We start from the raw sequence: 17,546 nt of genomic DNA on the forward strand, positions 1-17,546 counted from the left end.
GGAATTTCGATGGCTACAGAAATTGAATCCCTTTTGGATTATGTTGTCAGTGTCGGCGGAAGCGAACTGATCGTTACCGAAGGCGCTCCTTCCGCTGTCCGCTTGGCGGGCCGCGTGTGCGTCGTTCCGGATGCTCCCGCTGTTGAGTTTGGCGCGTTGCGCGAATTTCTCGGTGCGATGGAAGGCGACGACGGCTCCATGCTTTGCGGGCCCTGGGCGGGTGTCAGGTGGCGTGTGCGCTACTTCCGCGAGGCCCTCGGAAACGCTGCCGTGTTCCGCCCGCTGATGGCGGAATGCCCGTCGTTCGATTCTTTGGGTGCGCCCAATTCCGTGATGGGACTTCTCGGCCTGAGTTCGGGCCTGGTCGTCTTCGCAGGCCCTGCGTGTTCCGGCAAGACGACAACTGCGTCGGCGTACGTGAAGGCCATGTGCGAATCCGGTGTCTTGCGCGTGAGCTTGCTCGACGCGAATGCTGAAATCCCCATTTCTGTCGGGAACAGCCTCGTGCTGAAGGATTCCGTCGGGTCCGTAGAATCCCGTATTTCGCAGGCGCTCCGCAGCGGCTGCGACCTTATATGGCTGGGCGATTTCAAGGGCGATACGCTCCTCCCGATGCTGCATGCCGCCGAGGCGGGCGCGTTGGTGGTCTGTTGCGTTACCGCGGGCAATTCCGCGGGCGTGTTGGATTCGCTCCTTTCTTCTGTCCCCGCGCAGGACCGCGACCTCTGCCGCACCATGCTTGCGGCCTACCTCAAGTCGGTGGTGGTGCAGCGCTTGCTGCCCGGTGCCTCTGAGGAGTCGGGTGCCGTCCCGGCGTGGGAAATGCTTTTCAATACACAAAATGCGTCTACGCTTATCCGTAGCGGTGAATTCTTCAAGTTGCCTTCCATTATTGCGGCGTCGGCCTCGGAAGGCATGATGCTCATGGACGAATGCATAGTGGAACTCGTGAAGTCTGGCTATGTCGCTCGTGAAGATGCGGAGAGGTATGTTTCGAGCACAGTTCGTTTTGGCTAGCCCTTGGTGTAGGCTTTTCCCGGTTGCCGTACTGGCGGCCTTTTCGCTGCTGCATGCGCAAGGGGATCCCTCGGAAATGTTGCAGGTCCTTTCTGCGACGCCCGATTCCGTCGTGGCTCAGGATTCCGTGCAGGCCGCTCCTGTTTCTGAACAGGATTCTTCTGCGAATCCGGTCGCGGCCGATTCCGCATCTGTCCAGGATACGGTTGCCGTCCAGGCGCCGGTTGATTCCGCTGCCGCTGCGGTTACGGTTTCGAAGCCACTCAAGTCGGTCCTTTATCTGGGCGGTGGAGAGAATTCGCCGTGGTTCCATCTGGGTGTCCTCTATGCGATAGAGACATATTCCGTTCCTGTAGATTCCATAGTCGGTACGTCGTGGGGCGCCTATGTCGGCGCTTTGTGGGCCAAGGGAGTCGCTCCCGACGATATCCAGCGCATTCTTCTCGATTCCGATTTGGATTCCCTTGCCGGATTCGGTGCGGACGACGCCTCCGCGGGTAACGAGCGCTTCGCCATTCCCGTTTCGGAAAAGGGCTTCCCGAGCCTGCGCCAGCGTTTTTCCGTCCATGTGGATTCTTCGGGAGCGCTGCATCGCCGCCTGAAAAAGCTTTCTCCGGATTCGTCTTCCATCGAGTCGTCCCTTGCGGTATTGCGCCTGCAGGAATCGCTCCTGCGTCACAAGGAAGGCTACCGCATTCCGTTTGCGGTTCTCGGCTGCGACAGCGTCGTCGGGAATTCCTACGACAACATCATGTCTAGCCTTCCCGTTTTCGACCGTCAGGATGCGCGTGACCACATTTCTGGTGATGTGTGCCCGTACCTCTCGCTCCCCGCGGAAGATTCTCCGGACGAACTCGCCATCATCGCAGTCGCTTCCCCGCTTCGCGGAGAATACCGCGGTACCGCATGGAAGCGCGCCATCAGGGAAGGCGTGCTCAAAAATCTCGGGACGCAGCCTGGGGTTATCGTGCGCCCGCATACGATCGCGGATTCTTCCCGCAACGGCTGGATTCAGGCCGGCTTCTCGGCGCTCGAATCGAAACTTTCGCACATGGCGCCCCTCGGAAAGCGCAATGTCGATTACGCGTCGAACCGCGTGCCCTCGGTACCGTGGTTCAAGTTCAAACCCACTTACGACAGCCTTCCTTCCGAGACGCACAATCCGGTGAAGTCGTACTGGAACGCCTCCGATACGGGACTTGTTGCCCCGAGGAATTTTGCTTACGGCTTTTCGCAGTTCCCGTCGTGTGATTCGGTCTCGTTCAATATGCTTAGCGATGGCGACGTGCTTGTCGACGCGAACATTGAACCGACATTCGATATAGCCGCGGGCGGTTTCGGTTCGAATGTGTTGGGCCCCAACGCCTACGCCGAATTGTCGTTCTACTTCGTCAACCAGATGGAAATTGCGCTTACGCTTGCCGGCTTCTACGGCGGGAACACCTTCGGGTTCACCCCGCACCTTTCCGTCGAACGCCTCTGGAGCAAGGACTGGGGCTTGTCCGTCGCCTTCGATTGGATGCACCTGCGTCCGTTAAAGTCCTATATCAACGAAGTCCCGGCGATGGCGCGCATTTACGAAGAGCGCAAGAGCGACATCTCGCTCATGCTCCATTACAGGATCAATGAGCATGTGAACATCTCGGCCGATTTCCTCTTTGCCGACAGGACCTACGAGGTCGAGGAAAAGATATACTATACGGATTCCTACAACGTGTACCCCGCATCGCAGAAACTGCGTCTCGAGTATCTCTCGGGCGATGGCGACAGGTGGTTCTCGCGTAACGGGCTTTCTGCCAACATGGAACTCGGGCTCACCTCCGTCGGGTTCGATTTCGGATTCGACGAGTTCATCCCGACGTTCATCACGGTATTTGGCGACGTGCAGTATTCGCTTTCACCGAAGCCGTTCGCTTCCTTGACTGCGGCCGCCGCGTTCGCGACGGAGCGGTTCCACAAGGAAGGATTCGGGTACGTCTATCCCGAAACGTCCGGCTATCGCGTGCTCGACAATACCATTCGCCATAGGATCAAGCCGACCCCGTGGCGTTCCGAATGGCTGGATTCCGATTTGGCTTCGCATGAGTACGGCCTGCTGCGCCTTTCGGGTGGGCTGCACTACCACGGGAACGGTCTCTGGCTGTTCTCCGCCTACGTGCACGATTTCGAGGAAAACCCGACGGCGAGTCTGGGCAAGCACAGGTTCGTATTCGAACCGGCGCTGCGTCTTTCTTACAAGTCCGTCTGTGTTTACGCGGGCCTATCCCGCATCGTGGATAGCGAAACCTTCAGCGATTTGAAGAAGTTCAAGGACTACGACTTCTTCATCCGCATCGGCAATTACGACCTGTTCTAAGTTAGTTGCTGGTTGCTAGTTCCTGGTCGCTATTATGGTTTGGCGGCGTAGCCGCGATTATTTAAACTAGTAACTAGTAACCAGTAACCAGTAACTAATAACTAGTAACTATAAACAGCACCGCAGGTGCTTACTCCCCGCGGTTCTTCGCGGCGATATCCTTGTACTTGTTGTGGTCGGCGAGCGTCTTGCTGAAAAAGTGCGTCATGCTTCCGTCGTCTTTTGCAACAAAGTAAAGCGCTTCCGTATTTGCCGGATGGAGCGCTGCTTCGATGGCCTTGCGCCCGGGGTTCGAAATCGGGCCGGGCATGAGCCCCTTGAACTTGCGGGTGTTGTACGGGCTGTCGCTGTTGAGCTGGCTCTTGTAGATGGGCCCGGTCAGGTTCTTGAAGATGAACCTCACTGTCGGGTCGGCCCCGAGGGGCATGTCAATCTTGAGCCTGTTGTGGAACACTCCCGCGATAAGCGGGCGTTCTTCGGGTATGCCCGTCTCCTCTTCGACAACGCTTGCGAGCGTGAGCACCCTGTGCCAGTTGCCGAGTTCTTTCCACTTGGAGGGCCTCGGGTCTGCTTCCAGCTGGTCGCGGAACTTCAGGTTGGCGGCGACCATCTGCCGCAGTATGGTCTCTTCGTTTGCGTCGATGGGGAAGGGGTAGGTGTCCGGCAGCAGGTAGCCCTCGAGCGATTTCGCGTCGACGCCGAGCGACTTCGCGAATTTTGCGTCGTGGACGAGCTTGTTCCAGCGGTCCTCGTTCAGGTCGGGGAACGCCTTCTTCAGGTAGGCGGGGATTTCCCACGAGGCGCGGCCTTCGGGGATGGTCACTCTGCGGGTGGCGGTCTTACCGCTTGCGAGGATGGCGGCGATGTCGTCGAGCGTCACGTGGGGCGGAATCTCGTACCAGCCCTTCTGGATGGAAGGCTGCTTGAGCTTGTTCCATACCTTGTATGCAAGCTCGTCGGTCCAGATTCCCTTCTTGGAAAGGATCTCACCCACGCGCGAGGCGGGGGTCCCGTTCGGGATCTCGATGAGGGTCGTCTGGTCGTTCAGGGACACGGAATTGACCCTTTTTTTCATCTGGAAGGCACAAAAAAGGGCCGCCAGGGTCAAAAAAACGAAAAAAAACACAAAAATCTTCTTCATGATGTAAAAATTTAAAAGAAAATGCAACGGATTGCAAAAATAAAAGGTATATTCCTTATGCATTGTTGAATATTTACCTTCCTTCTGAGGAACTATATGAAAAAGTTTTTCTTTGTTGCGCTTGCATTGATGGTAGCCTCCGCCTTTGCTGCGCCGAATAAGGTCAAGTCTAAGCTCGGAGACGTCGAACTCACCAAGGAAAAGGGTGGTGGAAATGTGGTTTGCACCGCTGGGTTCAACGACGAGCTCACAATCGTCAAGGATGGCGATACCGACGTTCTGGTCAAGGGTAGCTGCGGCCAGGGCTGGGTACCGAAGTCCAAGGTCGAATACGTTGCCGCTCTCGCTGGTGACAAGTCCATGAAACTCGATGGCGTGGACGTGGTCGGCTGGCTCGATAACCCGAGCGCCGTGTTCGTGTTGGAAAACGACGACATGGATTTCGATGGCGTGAACATCGACCGTGACTTCAAGGAATACCTGCGTCACACGATGGACCGCGAACAGATGGAAATGCACAACAACGAAAACTAATCGTTGCCGCTTTCATCCAGGTTTTGGACCTCGCTATGAGCGGGGTTCTTTTTTTACAATCGAAAATTGGAACGCTAGGTTACCCTTTCGCTCTAGAAGAGCCTTCTCCGTTTACCTTGGTAACCGGAAAGATTTTTTTCGTGTTTTGTATCACGTGGAAAAATGGAAGGTAAAATCTAAATTAGGGGTGGGTTTGGGTGAACCCGTATGAGGATGTTTATGAAGAAATTTAGTGTGTGGATTGTGGCCGTTTTGGCGGTGTTGTCGTTCGGTCGAGTGGGCCCGGTGAGCCAGTATGGCCAGTTGCAGGCAGGCAAGAATTCTAGCGGCAAGGGGCAGATTTACGGTGCGTGCAAGGGCGTCACTAGCGGCAACGAGGTGGCCGTGCAGGGCATGAGCCTTTTCTGGAGCATTTCCAGCGATGTGGGTGCTCCCTTCTGGACTGCCGAACATATAAACAAGTTGGTCAACGAACAGAATATCCAGTTGATTCGCGCTCCCATGGGTGTTGATGAAGACTGGTATGCTGGCAACTACTTTACGAATACCGGCTATTACCAGGGCTTGATGAATACCGTGGTACAGGCCGCCATCGATAACGACATCTACGTGATCATCGACTACCATAGCCACCATGCCGCCGACGACGCGAATAAGGCGAAGACGTTCTTCGATACTATGGCCAAGAGGTGGGGCAAGTACGATAATGTCATCTTTGAAATTTTCAACGAACCGTTGCAAGAGCAGTCTTGGGGTTCTATCAAGACCTACGCCGATGAAGTGGTGAAGACGATTCGCCAGTATTCGGACAACCTGATTGTCGTGGGCAACCGCAGCTGGGACCAGTACCCGAACGAAGCGGCGAGCAGTCCTGTCGCAGATTCCAAGAACAACATCGCCTACACGTTCCACTACTATGCAGGCTCGCATTACACCGATAGGGAAGGTTCCAATGCGGTTTCGGCGATGAACAGCGGCCTTTCTGTGTTCGTGACCGAATGGGGTACCGTCGATGCTTCGGGCAATGGCGGCTACAGTGCGGGTAATAGCAAGACCTGGCTCGACTGGATGAATAAGCACAAGCTTTCCGGTGCGAACTGGTCTGTGTCCAACAAGCCGGAATCTGCCTCTTATTATACCGGCGACATGGACAATCTGTCTTATTCTACGAGCGGCCAGTGGGTGAATGCCAATGTGTTCGCCTCGCTCCCAAAGTCCTACACGGCATGTGATGGCGCTCCGGCTTCCAGCAGTTCTATCGCAAGTTCTTCCAGTTCGCTCCCGGCGGGCTACACCGACTACATCGACGACCTGGAAGACGGTGACGGCTTTGCGTTCACGGGTGGCGAATGGTACGCCTACACCGATGCGGGCGACAAGGGCGCCTCGACGATTTCTAATGGCCCCGGCAGGAACAACGGTTACAACGTGGTCTTGTCGGGTTCCACGGCGGGCAATTCGACCAAGTATGTGGCGGGCGTGACCGGCGTAAAGCTTGCACAGGGCGAAAACCCGTACGATCCTTACGTGGCGCTCGGCGTGGCCCTGAACAAGACGCAGACCGCCTATGACCTTTCTGCCTGTAACGAAATCAGCTACAAGTACAAGGGTGCCGCGCATAACTTCAAGGCCGAAGATACTGCCGTGACGGATTACGGCTACCACATGATTACGAAGCCCGCTTCGAATTCGTGGACCACGGTGACGGTTCCCTGGGATATGCTGTCGCAGGAATCCTGGGCAAAGCCCGTGACGCTTTCCAAGAAGCGCGTTGCCAAGTTTACTTGGGAAATCAAGGGAACGCAGCCGAGCATGAACTACCTGTATGTCGACGACGTGCGCTGTTCCGGAATGGCGTTCAAGCCCGTTCCGTCTCCGGCGTCGAGCAGTTCTTCCGTGAAGAGCAGTTCGAGCGTCGCTTCTTCCAGCAGCGTGAGGTCTTCCTCCAGTAGCATTCCTTCGTCTTCGAGCTTGTCTTCGAGTTCCGTGATGTCCTCGAGCTCTATTAGGTCTTCCTCCAGCGTCCAGCCGCCGAGTTCTTCCAGCGAAGAATCAAGCAGTAGCGTAGTTCCGGTATCCAGCAGCAGCGAGGAGTCTTCTTCGAGTGAAGAAAGCTCTAGCAGTGAATTCATAATCGTAGAATCCTCGTCGAGCAAGGATGTTCCGCCCTCGAGTAGCAGCGAAGCGCCTTCGTCTAGTTCCGTGGTGCCGAGCAGTTCTTCCGAGAAGAGCAGTTCGAGCATCGCGTCCTCTAGCTCCGAGCAGTCTTCTTCTAGCGTGGAATCGAGCAGCAGCATTGTTCCGTCCTCAAGCAGCGTGATTCCGTCTTCCAGCAGCAACATGCAGGTCGTTGTTACGGGCAGCCTGGAACAGACTGTCGAGCGTGGCGCCGCATTCGAAACTATTACCTTCAGCAATGTGCAGTCGTTCGAACGCAATACCTGGAATCTCTGGTTCATGGAATTCAAGAGGACCGGAGACGTGGTTACGGCCGAAGGTTCCGTGCATGCGGGCTTTACGCCGGGTACGGCTGTGGAAACGGTGACTGTCAATGGGCAGAAGTTCAATATATCGTTTGACGTGGTGTTGCCTGCAAGCAGTTCTTCGTCCTCCAGCGAAACGCCGGCCTCTTCTTCGAGCGAAGCTTCGTCCTCCAGCGTCGAGCCCGAGTCCTCTTCGAGCGAAATGCAGCCGGAATCTTCTTCTAGCGAAGGCCCCCTGTTCGTAACGTCGCGTTCCATGTCCGCCCTCTCGCTGAATGTTGCTGGCCGTACGCTCCATGTGACGGGCGCCCCCGACATGTCTGTCGAGGTATTCGATATGCAGGGTACGCCGGTCGCATCCTTCGGTCATGTGTCGGGCTCCGTGAGCCTTGACGCCCTCTGCCAGGGAAGTTATGTCGTGCGTCTCCGCTCGGGATCGCTCAGCATGATTCGCCGTATTCTAGTGAAGTAATCAAGAATTTCTCCTCCTAAGGTCCCCGTCATGCATTATGTATGGCGGGGATTTTATTTGCGCTTGTTACTTGCGTTCGTGCTTATAAAATGCGTAAATTTGCATATTTGCATAAATATGGTATAAATTTTTTCTATATTTTGCCGCATGACTTTTTCAAATGGTGTAAAAGGTGGTCTTCCTATCGGGCTCGGGTACTTCGCGGTCTCGTTCTCGTTCGGGATTGCGGGCTCGAAGTTTTTGAGCTGGCCGCTGGTTACGTTTATTTCGATGACGAATCTCACCTCGGCGGGGCAGTTCGCGGGGCTCCAGATTATGGCGGATGCCGCGGGTACCTTTATCGAGATGGCGATTGCGACTTTCTTTATCAACCTGCGTTACAGCCTGATGGCGATTTCCCTGTCGCAGAAGGTGGCTCCCAGCTTTGGCACGGGTAAGCGCCTGCTGCTCGCTACGGGCATCACCGACGAAATCTATGCGCTTGCGGTTAGCCAGACCGAGCCCGTGACGGCGCGGTACTTTGCGGGCCTCATGGTGCTCCCTTACATCGGCTGGTCTTCGGGTACGCTCTGCGGTGCCATCTGTGGCGAAATCCTCCCCGCGGTGGTGACGAATGCCCTGGGCGTTGCGCTGTACGGCATGTTCATCGCGATTGTCGTCCCGCAGATGAAGGCGCATCGTCCCACGCTCATCGCCGTGCTGATTGCAATCGCATGCAGTTTCGCGTTCAAGTTCGTTCCTGCGCTGAGCGGCGTTACCGTCGGCTTCGCAATTATCATCTGCGCTTTGGTCGCCTCCCTCATCGGGGCGGCGCTGTTCCCGGTTAAAGATGACGAGGAAGATGCCGAACAAGAAAAGGAGGGCGCATGAACCTGAAAGACTATTGCCTCTTCTTGCTCGTGATGGCGGGTGTCACCTACCTGCTGCGCGCGGTCCCCTTCGTTCTTTTGAAGGGCAAAATCAAGAGCCGCTTTTGGCGCTCGTTCCTCGCGTACGTGCCCTACACGGTCCTTGCCGCGATGACGGTGCCGGCCATCCTCTATTCGACAAACAGCGTGCTTTCGGGTGCTTGTGCGCTCGTGGCCGCGGTCATCGCGTCTTTGCTTGGGCGCGGGCTCGTGGGGGTTGCCGTGGTTGCCTGCGTTACGGTGCTCGGTGTTGACGGCATCATGCTGTTGCTATAAACAAAAAACGTTTCGCTATAAACGAAGAAAGGCGCTCCGTCAGGAACGCCTTTCGAGTACCCATGTCCGGAATCGAACCGGAATAACCTCCTTCGGAGGGAGGGACACTATCCATTGTGATACACGGGCCCGGCCAATGCAATTCCGCGTTGTGCGGAATCCATCCGGTTTTGGTTTGCGAAATATAGTAATTTTAGTTATTAGTTGCTGGGCACCTGCGGTGCAGTTATTCGTTAATAGTTACTAGTTATTAGTTTAAATAGTCGTGGCTACGCCGCCAAACTATAAACTAGCGGCCCTGGGATTTATTAATTATCAAGAAGTGATACGATGAGTTCGTGCGGTTCGGCGTCCACCACCAGCGCATCGCGGAATTCGCCCACGTCGGCGTCGCCTTCGAGCACCTTCACGATGTCGTCGTTTTCCATCGAGTTGCCTTCGGTACGTCCGTAGAAGTGGTATTCGCTTTCTTCGGCGACCTGGTCGATGATGACACGGACCTTTTTCCCTATCATCGCTTCGGCGCGTTCGGCGTCGAGTTCTTCCTGGAAGTCCGTTACCGCGTCGAGCCTTGCGCGCGCATCGCTTTCGTCGACCGGCGGCAGGTCCATCTCCATCACGGGAGTGCCTTCTTCGGGGCTGAATACGAATCCGCCCAGGTGGTCGAACTGGATGTCCTGCAACAGCTCCATCAGTTCTTCAAAATCTTCGTGCGTCTCGCCGGGGAACCCGACCAGGACGGTTGTACGCAAGGTAACGCCCGGGATGCGTTCGCGGATCTTGTGCAGAATGTCCACGAGTTCCTTTTTGCGGTAGTTCCGCTTCATGTTCTTGAGCACGTTGTCGCTTGCGTGCTGGATAGGCATGTCCACGTACTTCACGAGGCGCGGTTCGTTTGCCATTAGGTCTAAAAGTTCATCGTCCACGAACATCGGGTACCAGTACAGCGTGCGTATCCACGGGATGTTCGTGTTGTCGAGAATCGCCTTCAGAAGCTGGGCGAGCGTGCCGCCCTTCTTGCCCTTTTCGCGCCCGAAGTAGGTCGTGTCCTGCGCGATGAGGGTGATTTCTTTTACGCCCTGCGCCTCGAGGCTCTTCGCCTCTTCGACGATATCGTCGATACTGCGCGATACCTGCTTGCCACGGATTAGGGGAATCGCGCAGTAGGCGCAGCGGCGGTTGCAGCCTTCCGCAATCTTCAGGTAGGCGTGGTGCTTGAAGCCGCCGAGGTTCATGCGCGGGAGGTTTTCCGCGTCGCAGCTTTGCGGGGCGACGATTCCCATCTTCTTCAAAAGTTCGCCCGGCTTGTACGTGCCTACCCAGTAATCCACTTCGGGCAGTTCCTTGATGAGTTCCTCGCCGTAACGGCCCGAAAGGCAGCCCGAGACAATCAGTTTCTGTTTTGCCTTCTTGCCTTTAATTTGTGCGAGAATCGCGTTGATGGATTCTTCCTTCGCGGCCTCGATGAACCCGCAGGTGTTCACCAGGATGTAGTCCGCCTTGGTTGCCGAGTCGCAGGTGACAAAGCCTGCGTGCAGCATTTCGCCGACGAGGTTCTCCGCGTCGACCTGGTTCTTGGCGCATCCTAAATGGACGACGAATACTTTGGGTTTCTTGGTAGGCATGGTGTCAAATTTAGAAAAAACGTCATTGAACAACAAAAAAAGAGCCCTGCGGGGCTCTTTTTTGTTTTGAAAGGTTTTTCCTTATTCCCAGTCGTCCACGAAGTCTGCGGGCGGAGCAGGGGGAGCGGCGGGTTCCTGTGCCGGAGCGGGAGCAGGTTCCGGTTCCGGAGCAGGTGCAGGCGCCGGTTCAGGTTCCGGTGCGGGAGCCGGAGCAGGCGCGGGTGCCGGTTCAGGTTCGGCCACGGGTTCTGGCTCGGGTTCCGGTGTGGACTGGTTGTCCTGCGGAGGAGCGTAGTAAGAACTGGATTCTTCTTCGTAATCGCCGGCGGGGTTGCCGACATCGTCGTTCTTGCTGTTGTCTACCCACCACTGGAAGTTCAGTGCGGAAAGGACCTGCTTGCCGTATTCCTGTGCGGCGGCGTATGTCGGGAAGAATCCCACGCGTACGCGGTAGTATGTACCTTCGAGCTCGCCCGGGTTTTCGACTTCGGCCAAGTAGGCCTTGATGTTTTGTTCTGCGAGTTTCTTGATAATGGCGTTGGCGCCCTTTTTCGAAGGCTGGATGCTCACCTGGATCACAAATGCGCCTTCGCTCTGCTGCTGGACGCTGCCAGTCGTCGCTACGGGGGCGCTTTCAGTTTTGGCGGGCTCGACCGCCTGTTCTTCTTGCGGTGCGCTCTGGGAAAGGGACTGGATGGGCACCAGTTCGGGTTCTTCGGCTGCAGGCGCCGGCTGTTCCACCTTCTTTTCTACGGGAGCGGGCGTGCTTTTTTGCATTTCGGGAACGATTTTTTCTTCTTCACCGCAGCTGCAGAGGAGCGCTCCTGCAATAGAAGCGGCGCATAAGGTGAGCGACCATGTCTTTTTCATTCAAATCTCCGGAAAATGAACCTATGAGCCGAAAAAAGGCTTTTTCATGTAAAAATATATATAAGTCTTTGAAGATAAGCAAGTTATAAGGAAAAAAATGTCGCAAAAACGGCCGAATTTTGCCCCTTTTTGTAGTGCCCTTGACGAAAACTATTCAAATAAATATATTTGGCTATCCAAAAAACGAATTTCTAATTTAACCAAAGGATTATCGTGATCGGCGTTATTGTTAAGTCCAACGAACCTTTCGAACGCGCTCTCAAGCGTTTTACCAAGTCCTGCGAAAAGAACGGCATCATTTCCGATGTCAAGAAGCGTCAGCGCTTCGAAAAGCCTTCCGAAGAAAAGAAGCGCATCGAAACCGCTGCTCGTCGCAAGCGTCTTAAGGAAATCGCTGACCAGAACCGCAAGCGCCTCTACTAATACCGCCCCCGCTCAGCCGGGAAGTATTGGTCGTCGCTCGTTTACGTAAAAGCGTCAACTGAATCCGTGAGTCGTCGGTCTATGACCGGTGGCTCATTGCGTGTTTCTAGAGATTATCAACCGCGGAATGTTCCGCAAAGGGTAAAAACATGAGCAGTGCACTCCTTACAAAGATTCTCGATGATATCAAGACCGCCATGAAGGCTCACGATGCTGAAACGCTCGGCACCCTCCGCACCCTCCATTCCGACATCAAGAACGAAGCCATGAAGCAGGGGGCTACCCCCGCGCAGATTACCGAGAGCATCACCGACGAAATGTGCGTCGACGTTCTCGCCCGCAGCGTGAAGCAGAAGCAGGAAGCCATCGAGATCCTCAAGAAGGGCGGCTTCATGGACAAGGTTCCGGCCGAAGAGGCCTGCATCGCGCTCTACCGCAAGTACATGCCTGCCGAAATGACCGAGGACGAGGTCAAGGCCCTCATCGCCGAAATCAAGGCTGCGACCGGTGCCGCGAGCCCCAAGGACATGGGCAAGATCATGAAGGAACTCTCCCCGAAGGTCAAGGGCCGTTTCGACGCCAAGCGCGCGAGCGCCTTGGTTCAGGAAGCTCTTAAGTGACCGCTCGGCTCTATCGCAGGTAAAGAACCTACGCATTCGCCTCGCTCTCGCCACCGCCTCAGCTTAATGCCTGAGGCTTTGTGGCTCACGGAATAAGCAGAAATGACAACATCTGAAATAGCGGAAAACAAGAAGTCGACGGACTACATCACCTTCGTCATCGTGGTTTCCGCGTTCGCGGTGCTGACGCTGCACACGAACAACTGCTTCTGGTTCTATACCGGGAAAGAGGACTTCTGGTTCTCCGCTAACATCATTGAATGCGTGTTCTATTTTGCCGTTCCCCTGTTTTTCATGGTGAGCGGCATTACGCTTATGGATTTCTTCGACCGTTATTCCATGAAGCGCTTCTTTGCCAGGCGGTTCATGAAGACGATGTTGCCGTTTTTGGTCTGGAGCCTCGTTGCATTGGGAATCGACCTGTACTACGGCAAACGGGCCTGGTCGGGAGTCACCATCAAGTCGGTGTACCAGGGATTGACGGGCAACGGCTACGTCAGCATTTACTGGTTCTTTTACGCCCTGTTCATCATGTACATGTGCATGCCGCTTTATGCTGCCGTAGAGAAGAGCAAGAGGATGCTCGTGTTCTCTTACCTGGTCATAGCGACTTTCGTTTTCAACATCTTCCTCCCGTTCCTGAAGAACATGTTCTCTTCGGATTTGAACATCATGTTCAATGTCGCGACGCTGGGTGGATTCTTGATATGGCCGTTGCTTGGATGGGTGCTCCACAATTATGAATTTAAGAGGTGGCACAAGGCGATTATCCATGTGGCGGGCCTCGCGGGGCTCTTGCTGCATATCATCGGGTCTTACGTGCTCTCTGTCAAAGCGGGTCACGTCGTCACGACGTTCAAGGGTTACGAGAACGTTCCGTCGGTTTTGTATGCGGTCAGCGTGTTCGTCTTCTTGAAGGATGTGGGCCGCTGGGTGATGAAGCGGGAACTCCTTTCCAAGTTCGTGAAGGTCCTGGGGCGGTACGCCTTCGAGATATACCTTTTGCAGTTTATCCTGCTTGACGCTGCGGTCAGAAATCCTTCAATCGACAGGAATTCCCTTTTGTACCGTCTGGGCGCACCGTTTGTGATGATTCCGATTATCATGGCTTTTACATGGTGCCTCAGGAAGATTCCTGTTGTAAGAAGAATCGTTCCATAGTATTTTAGAATTGTTTTATATTTCTTTTGAAAAATATTTCTAGAAATCTTTGAGGAATATTAAAGGAGAATATTGTGCGTAAACTGTCTTTTCTGATGGTTATTTTGTTTGCCCTCCAGCTGACGGGCTGTACGGGCTTCTTCCTTCGAATGTATCGGCTAGAACAGGCGACGTTCGCACCGGAACTTTCGAAAGCGTATAAGAAAAATGTCGGGCTCGATACGCTCTATGATGTTAGTGCGGGCGACTTGACCCTTGCGGATATCCATGAGAAAACTCATCCTGCCGTGCGCAAGTTCCTGATTGATTTTATTCACAGAGATGATTTTGATTACAAGAAACATCTAAAGTTTAATTTGGTCAAAGGCTATATAATGGATGCCGTCATGAAACGCGACGGTGATGAAAGTGCGACGGTTTATTTGGTTCACGTGAATTTTGGTGGTGAAAAAGATGATGCACTGGGCGAGAAGCAAAAGGCTTTTTTTGAGGTATGGCATATCGGTGGACGGGTCACGAAGGAAGTCCATCGTGTCGATGGTCGAATAACCTATGTTATGGACGTTGAAAAGAAACAAGAGTTCCAATACTATGATAATGGTGAAAAGATGTCCGAATTCCATGGAGATTTTTTTAACGATACTGAAGGGGCTGTGAGGTATAGTGGAATATGGACCTTATATTCCGAAAGGGGTGTAAAGGCTATCGAGTGTGAAATTAGTGATGGCCGACTGGACCGGGGCTCTTGTGTAAAAACGGGTGAAAAAGTTGATGTAAGCAAACTTGATAGCCTTCTTAAATAACCTATGCCCAACACTCAATCCAAAATCCAGGAACTGGAACTGCTCTACAAGATCAGTTCCATCCTGAACCAGACGCTCGACTTTGAGAGCGTCGCGCACCCGATTTTGGAGGTGGTGGAATCTACGATGGGCGTGGAGCATGCGACCCTCACTCTTTACAACCGACACACGGGTGAAATCTCGATTGAAATCGCGGAAGGCTTGAGCAGTCGCCAGGCGCGCAAGGGCCGCTACAAGGTGGGCGAAGGCATTACTGGCCGCGTGGTCGAGACGGGCAAGCCGATTATCATTCCCTCGGTTGCGAAGGATCCGGACTTCTTGGATAGAACGGGGCGCGGCAAGACCGAGGACAAGGCGTTCCTCTGCGTGCCCGTGATTATGGAGCACCAGGTCATCGGCGCCTTCAGTGCCGACGTGCAGAATCCGGTCGAAGAGGAACTTCCTGAAAAGCTTCGCCTGCTTGAAATCATCGCGCAGATGCTGGCGGCGGCCGTGAAGCTCCGTCGCGAGGCCCGCGAAGAAAATGAACTTTTGAAGGCGGAAAACGAACGCCTGACGCTCGAACTCAAGGATCGCTTCCAGCCCGACAACATCATCGGGCGCTCGAGCGAAATGCAGCGCGTGTATGCGCAGATCGACCAGGTGTCGAAGAGCCCGCTCCCCGCATTGATTGTGGGCGAGGTCGGTACGGGCAAGGGGCTCGTTGCGGAAGCCATCCACTATCGTTCCGACCGCAGCATGGGCCCGTTCGTCCGCGTCCATTGCGCCTCCATGCCGGAATCCGTGCTGGACCGCGAATTGTTCGGCAGCGTGCGTGGCGCCCTCGTCGGCGTGTTTGCCGAGACGCCCGGCCGCGTGGAACAGGCCGAAGGCGGTACGCTGTTTCTTGATGAGGTGGGCGAACTCTCGCCGAACCTGCAGGTGAAGCTTTTGCGCTTGTTGCAGCATGGCGATGTCGAACGCATCGGCGCCCGCATCGCGAAGAAGGTGAACGTCCGCGTGATTGCGGCCACCACCAAGAACCTGCAGCAGATGGTCGAAGAGGGAACCTTCCGCGAAGACCTTTACTACCAGTTGCATATCTTCCCGATTTACGTGCCGCCGCTTCGCAACCGCAAGACGGACATCGTGCTTTTGGCGGACCATTTTGTGGAGCACTACTGCCGCATTGTAGGCAAGAACGTGCGTCGCCTCGCGCGTACGACCATCAACATGCTCATGAGCTACCCGTGGCCCGGAAACGTGCGAGAGCTCGAGAACGGGATTGAACGCGCGGTGCTCGTCGCCGACGAGGACGTCATCTACCCGCACCATTTCCCGACCACGCTCCAGACGGCAGAAACGAGCGGGACGCCCGTGAACGGCAACCTGAAGCTCATGGTGGAAGCCTACGAGAAGGACATCATCTGCGACGCCCTCAAGAGCAGCAAGGGGAAGGTGGCCGCCGCGGCCCGCAGTCTTTCTACCACGTCGCGCATCCTTACATACAAAATAAACCAGCTCGGCATAGACCTCGCTGGTTTTGGAAAATAGTGGAGTCGCTTTATACGCCGGCGTCTTCGAGACGCTTTACGTGGCAGTAGGCGATTTCCTTCGTCTTCTCGTCACGTAAGTGCAGGCTGGAGCCTTCGCAGTAACGCCAGTATTTGCAATCCCTGCATTCGCCGTTCCGGGCCCAGCTGCGGTCGCGCATCACCTGGTAGCGGTTCTGCCACACGTCCCACAGGTCATCCTTGTAGATGTTGCCCTGGATGTAGTCGCCGCGCAGGCTCGGACATGCCGAGATGCTCCCGTCGCATAGAACCGACGAAATGTTCACGCCGGCCCAGCAGAAGAATGGATGGTTGCGTACGACCTTCTCGTAACTGCCGAGGAATCCTTCGCAGTCGTAGTTCACGTCGATGAGGCCCTGCTTTTTTGCCTCGCGGATGAATTCGAACACCTGGCGGAATTCGTCGTTCGTGAGCATGAATAGCGGGTTGTCCTTCGCGCGGCCCTTCGGGAACACGTTCGAGACTCTCCAGTGCTTGACGCCGAGATTCACGAGCAGGTTGTGGATGCGCGGGAGTTCGCTCAAGTTCTTCTTGTTCACGCAGGTCATCACGTCAAAGGTGAGTTCTTCGACGCTTGCCGCCATGTGGATGGCGCGTACGGCGCGTTCAAAGCTGTGCGGGTTTCCGCGGAAGAGGTTGTGGTTCTCTTCTAGGCCGTCTAGGCTGATGGTAAGCGAGCGGAGGCCTGCGTTCATGAGCTTGGTGAATCGATCGGGCGTGAGAGCGAGCCCGTTCGTGACCATGCCCCAGGGGTAGCCGCGAGCCTTGATTTCCTTGCCGCATTCCTCGAGGTCGGCGCGCATCAGCGGTTCACCGCCGGTAATCACCACGATGAAGTTCTTGGGGTCTATATGCGGGGCGATTCCGTCCAGCACCTTCATGAAGTCTTCACGGGGCATGTCCGGAATGGCATCGGCGACGCAGTCGCTGCCGCAGTGCTGGCAGTGCAGGTTGCAACGCAACGTACATTCCCAGAAGAAGTACGTCAGCTGGCGTGCTTTGATTTCGTTATGACGGTAAAGGCGGTGCGCTTCGAGCGCAAGTCGTTTCTTGAGTCCGAGATGCATTAGATGCCGTAAAGGGGCTTGGCGTTGTCAATCGTGGTGTCGGGGCCGCAAATGTCGCTCGGGCATCCGTACAGGTCGACGGCACCGTCCAAGATGTTGTATTTGGAGCGGAATTCGGCTTCGTTGTAAACCTTGCCGTCGTCGCACTTGTAGACGGTTTCCTTGACGACCACTACGCCGTACTTGGCGCAAAGCTGGTCAGCGGTGCATTCGGGAACCTGCTGCGTCTCGGTAATA

15 protein-coding genes, 1 tRNA gene and 1 pseudogene are annotated in these 17,546 nt (G+C 55.1%); 11 read left to right on the forward strand and 6 right to left on the reverse strand.

Annotation, left to right across the window (positions count from 1 at the left end):
• Positions 1–9 precede the first annotated feature (9 nt).
• On the forward strand, positions 10–1,017 hold the full coding sequence (locus IK012_RS13200) for an ATPase, T2SS/T4P/T4SS family (RefSeq protein WP_290955365.1): 1,008 nt from the start codon (positions 10–12) through the stop codon (positions 1,015–1,017).
• Positions 1,018–1,093: 76 nt separating this feature from the next.
• Positions 1,094–3,373: a patatin-like phospholipase family protein gene (locus IK012_RS13205; RefSeq protein ID WP_290955367.1), complete on the forward strand. Its 2,280-nt coding sequence runs from the start codon at positions 1,094–1,096 to the stop codon at positions 3,371–3,373.
• 130 nt (positions 3,374–3,503) lie between these two features.
• Here IK012_RS13205 and mltG read toward each other — a convergent pair whose 3' ends face one another.
• A complete protein-coding gene (gene mltG / locus IK012_RS13210; RefSeq protein ID WP_290955369.1) occupies positions 3,504–4,577 on the reverse strand; it encodes an endolytic transglycosylase MltG in 1,074 nt (357 codons plus the stop codon).
• Between the two features lie 33 nt (positions 4,578–4,610).
• Between mltG and IK012_RS13215 the strand changes: the two genes are divergently transcribed.
• From IK012_RS13215 to IK012_RS13230, 4 genes are all read left to right on the forward strand, one after another.
• Positions 4,611–5,048: a hypothetical protein gene (locus IK012_RS13215; protein WP_290955371.1), complete on the forward strand. Its 438-nt coding sequence runs from the start codon at positions 4,611–4,613 to the stop codon at positions 5,046–5,048.
• Positions 5,049–5,267: 219 nt separating this feature from the next.
• Positions 5,268–8,003, forward strand: a complete 2,736-nt coding sequence (locus IK012_RS13220) for a cellulase family glycosylhydrolase (RefSeq protein WP_290955373.1) — start codon at positions 5,268–5,270, stop codon at positions 8,001–8,003.
• A gap of 147 nt (positions 8,004–8,150) precedes the next feature.
• Positions 8,151–8,873 carry an AzlC family ABC transporter permease gene (locus IK012_RS13225; protein WP_290955380.1) on the forward strand — a complete coding sequence of 241 codons (723 nt, stop codon included), beginning with the start codon at positions 8,151–8,153 and terminating at the stop codon, positions 8,871–8,873.
• A complete protein-coding gene (locus IK012_RS13230) occupies positions 8,870–9,187 on the forward strand; it encodes an AzlD domain-containing protein (RefSeq protein ID WP_290955383.1) in 318 nt (105 codons plus the stop codon). Before IK012_RS13225 ends, IK012_RS13230 begins: the two co-directional genes overlap by 4 nt.
• Before the next feature lie 57 nt (positions 9,188–9,244).
• On the opposite strand, the gene IK012_RS13235 is transcribed toward IK012_RS13230, so the two are convergent.
• The 3 genes from IK012_RS13235 to IK012_RS13245 all read right to left on the reverse strand — a co-directional run bounded on the left by IK012_RS13235 (position 9,245) and on the right by IK012_RS13245 (position 11,682).
• Positions 9,245–9,316: transfer RNA gene (locus tag IK012_RS13235), tRNA-Arg, on the reverse strand.
• Positions 9,317–9,495: 179 nt separating this feature from the next.
• Entirely contained in the window at positions 9,496–10,812 is a 1,317-nt protein-coding gene (gene rimO, locus IK012_RS13240; RefSeq protein WP_290955386.1) for a 30S ribosomal protein S12 methylthiotransferase RimO, read from the reverse strand.
• 81 nt (positions 10,813–10,893) lie between these two features.
• Positions 10,894–11,682: an SPOR domain-containing protein gene (locus IK012_RS13245; protein WP_290955390.1), complete on the reverse strand. Its 789-nt coding sequence runs from the start codon at positions 11,680–11,682 to the stop codon at positions 10,894–10,896.
• Between the two features lie 213 nt (positions 11,683–11,895).
• Between IK012_RS13245 and rpsU the strand changes: the two genes are divergently transcribed.
• The 5 genes from rpsU (at position 11,896) to IK012_RS13270 (ending at position 16,222) form a co-directional block, all read left to right on the forward strand.
• The gene (gene rpsU / locus IK012_RS13250) at positions 11,896–12,105 is read left to right on the forward strand and encodes a 30S ribosomal protein S21 (protein ID WP_014546541.1); all 210 of its coding nucleotides are present in this window, start codon (positions 11,896–11,898) and stop codon (positions 12,103–12,105) included.
• A gap of 149 nt (positions 12,106–12,254) precedes the next feature.
• On the forward strand, positions 12,255–12,725 hold the full coding sequence (locus IK012_RS13255) for a GatB/YqeY domain-containing protein (protein WP_173383492.1): 471 nt from the start codon (positions 12,255–12,257) through the stop codon (positions 12,723–12,725).
• 102 nt (positions 12,726–12,827) lie between these two features.
• The gene (locus tag IK012_RS13260; RefSeq protein ID WP_290955392.1) at positions 12,828–13,886 is read left to right on the forward strand and encodes an acyltransferase family protein; all 1,059 of its coding nucleotides are present in this window, start codon (positions 12,828–12,830) and stop codon (positions 13,884–13,886) included.
• Between the two features lie 74 nt (positions 13,887–13,960).
• A complete protein-coding gene (locus IK012_RS13265; RefSeq protein WP_290955394.1) occupies positions 13,961–14,689 on the forward strand; it encodes a hypothetical protein in 729 nt (242 codons plus the stop codon).
• Between the two features lie 3 nt (positions 14,690–14,692).
• Positions 14,693–16,222 carry a sigma 54-interacting transcriptional regulator gene (locus IK012_RS13270; RefSeq protein WP_290955396.1) on the forward strand — a complete coding sequence of 510 codons (1,530 nt, stop codon included), beginning with the start codon at positions 14,693–14,695 and terminating at the stop codon, positions 16,220–16,222.
• 10 nt (positions 16,223–16,232) lie between these two features.
• Here IK012_RS13270 and IK012_RS13275 read toward each other — a convergent pair whose 3' ends face one another.
• Positions 16,233–17,309, reverse strand: coding sequence for a TIGR04133 family radical SAM/SPASM protein (locus IK012_RS13275; RefSeq protein WP_290955397.1), 1,077 nt, complete (start codon positions 17,307–17,309; stop codon positions 16,233–16,235).
• A pseudogene (locus IK012_RS13280) lies at positions 17,309–17,546 on the reverse strand (hypothetical protein); the annotation flags it as partial. The gene IK012_RS13275 and the pseudogene IK012_RS13280, both read right to left, overlap by 1 nt.

The sequence above is a fragment of the Fibrobacter sp. genome (genome assembly GCF_017551775.1).
GTDB lineage: Bacteria > Fibrobacterota > Fibrobacteria > Fibrobacterales > Fibrobacteraceae > Fibrobacter.

What these genes read in the sequence shown, in the direction of transcription:
- IK012_RS13215 (WP_290955371.1), top strand. Translation starts at nt 4,611, where the DNA reads ATGAAAAAGTTTTTCTTTGTTGCGCTTGCATTGATGGTAGCCTCCGCC.
- IK012_RS13270 (WP_290955396.1), top strand. Translation starts at nt 14,693, where the DNA reads ATGCCCAACACTCAATCCAAAATCCAGGAACTGGAACTGCTCTACAAG.
- IK012_RS13200 (WP_290955365.1), top strand. Translation starts at nt 10, where the DNA reads ATGGCTACAGAAATTGAATCCCTTTTGGATTATGTTGTCAGTGTCGGC.
- rimO (WP_290955386.1), bottom strand. Translation starts at nt 10,812, where the DNA reads ATGCCTACCAAGAAACCCAAAGTATTCGTCGTCCATTTAGGATGCGCC.
- mltG (WP_290955369.1), bottom strand. Translation starts at nt 4,577, where the DNA reads ATGCATAAGGAATATACCTTTTATTTTTGCAATCCGTTGCATTTTCTT.
- IK012_RS13220 (WP_290955373.1), top strand. Translation starts at nt 5,268, where the DNA reads ATGAAGAAATTTAGTGTGTGGATTGTGGCCGTTTTGGCGGTGTTGTCG.
- IK012_RS13225 (WP_290955380.1), top strand. Translation starts at nt 8,151, where the DNA reads ATGACTTTTTCAAATGGTGTAAAAGGTGGTCTTCCTATCGGGCTCGGG.
- IK012_RS13205 (WP_290955367.1), top strand. Translation starts at nt 1,094, where the DNA reads ATGTTGCAGGTCCTTTCTGCGACGCCCGATTCCGTCGTGGCTCAGGAT.
- IK012_RS13245 (WP_290955390.1), bottom strand. Translation starts at nt 11,682, where the DNA reads ATGAAAAAGACATGGTCGCTCACCTTATGCGCCGCTTCTATTGCAGGA.
- IK012_RS13275 (WP_290955397.1), bottom strand. Translation starts at nt 17,309, where the DNA reads ATGCATCTCGGACTCAAGAAACGACTTGCGCTCGAAGCGCACCGCCTT.
- IK012_RS13230 (WP_290955383.1), top strand. Translation starts at nt 8,870, where the DNA reads ATGAACCTGAAAGACTATTGCCTCTTCTTGCTCGTGATGGCGGGTGTC.
- IK012_RS13255 (WP_173383492.1), top strand. Translation starts at nt 12,255, where the DNA reads ATGAGCAGTGCACTCCTTACAAAGATTCTCGATGATATCAAGACCGCC.
- IK012_RS13260 (WP_290955392.1), top strand. Translation starts at nt 12,828, where the DNA reads ATGACAACATCTGAAATAGCGGAAAACAAGAAGTCGACGGACTACATC.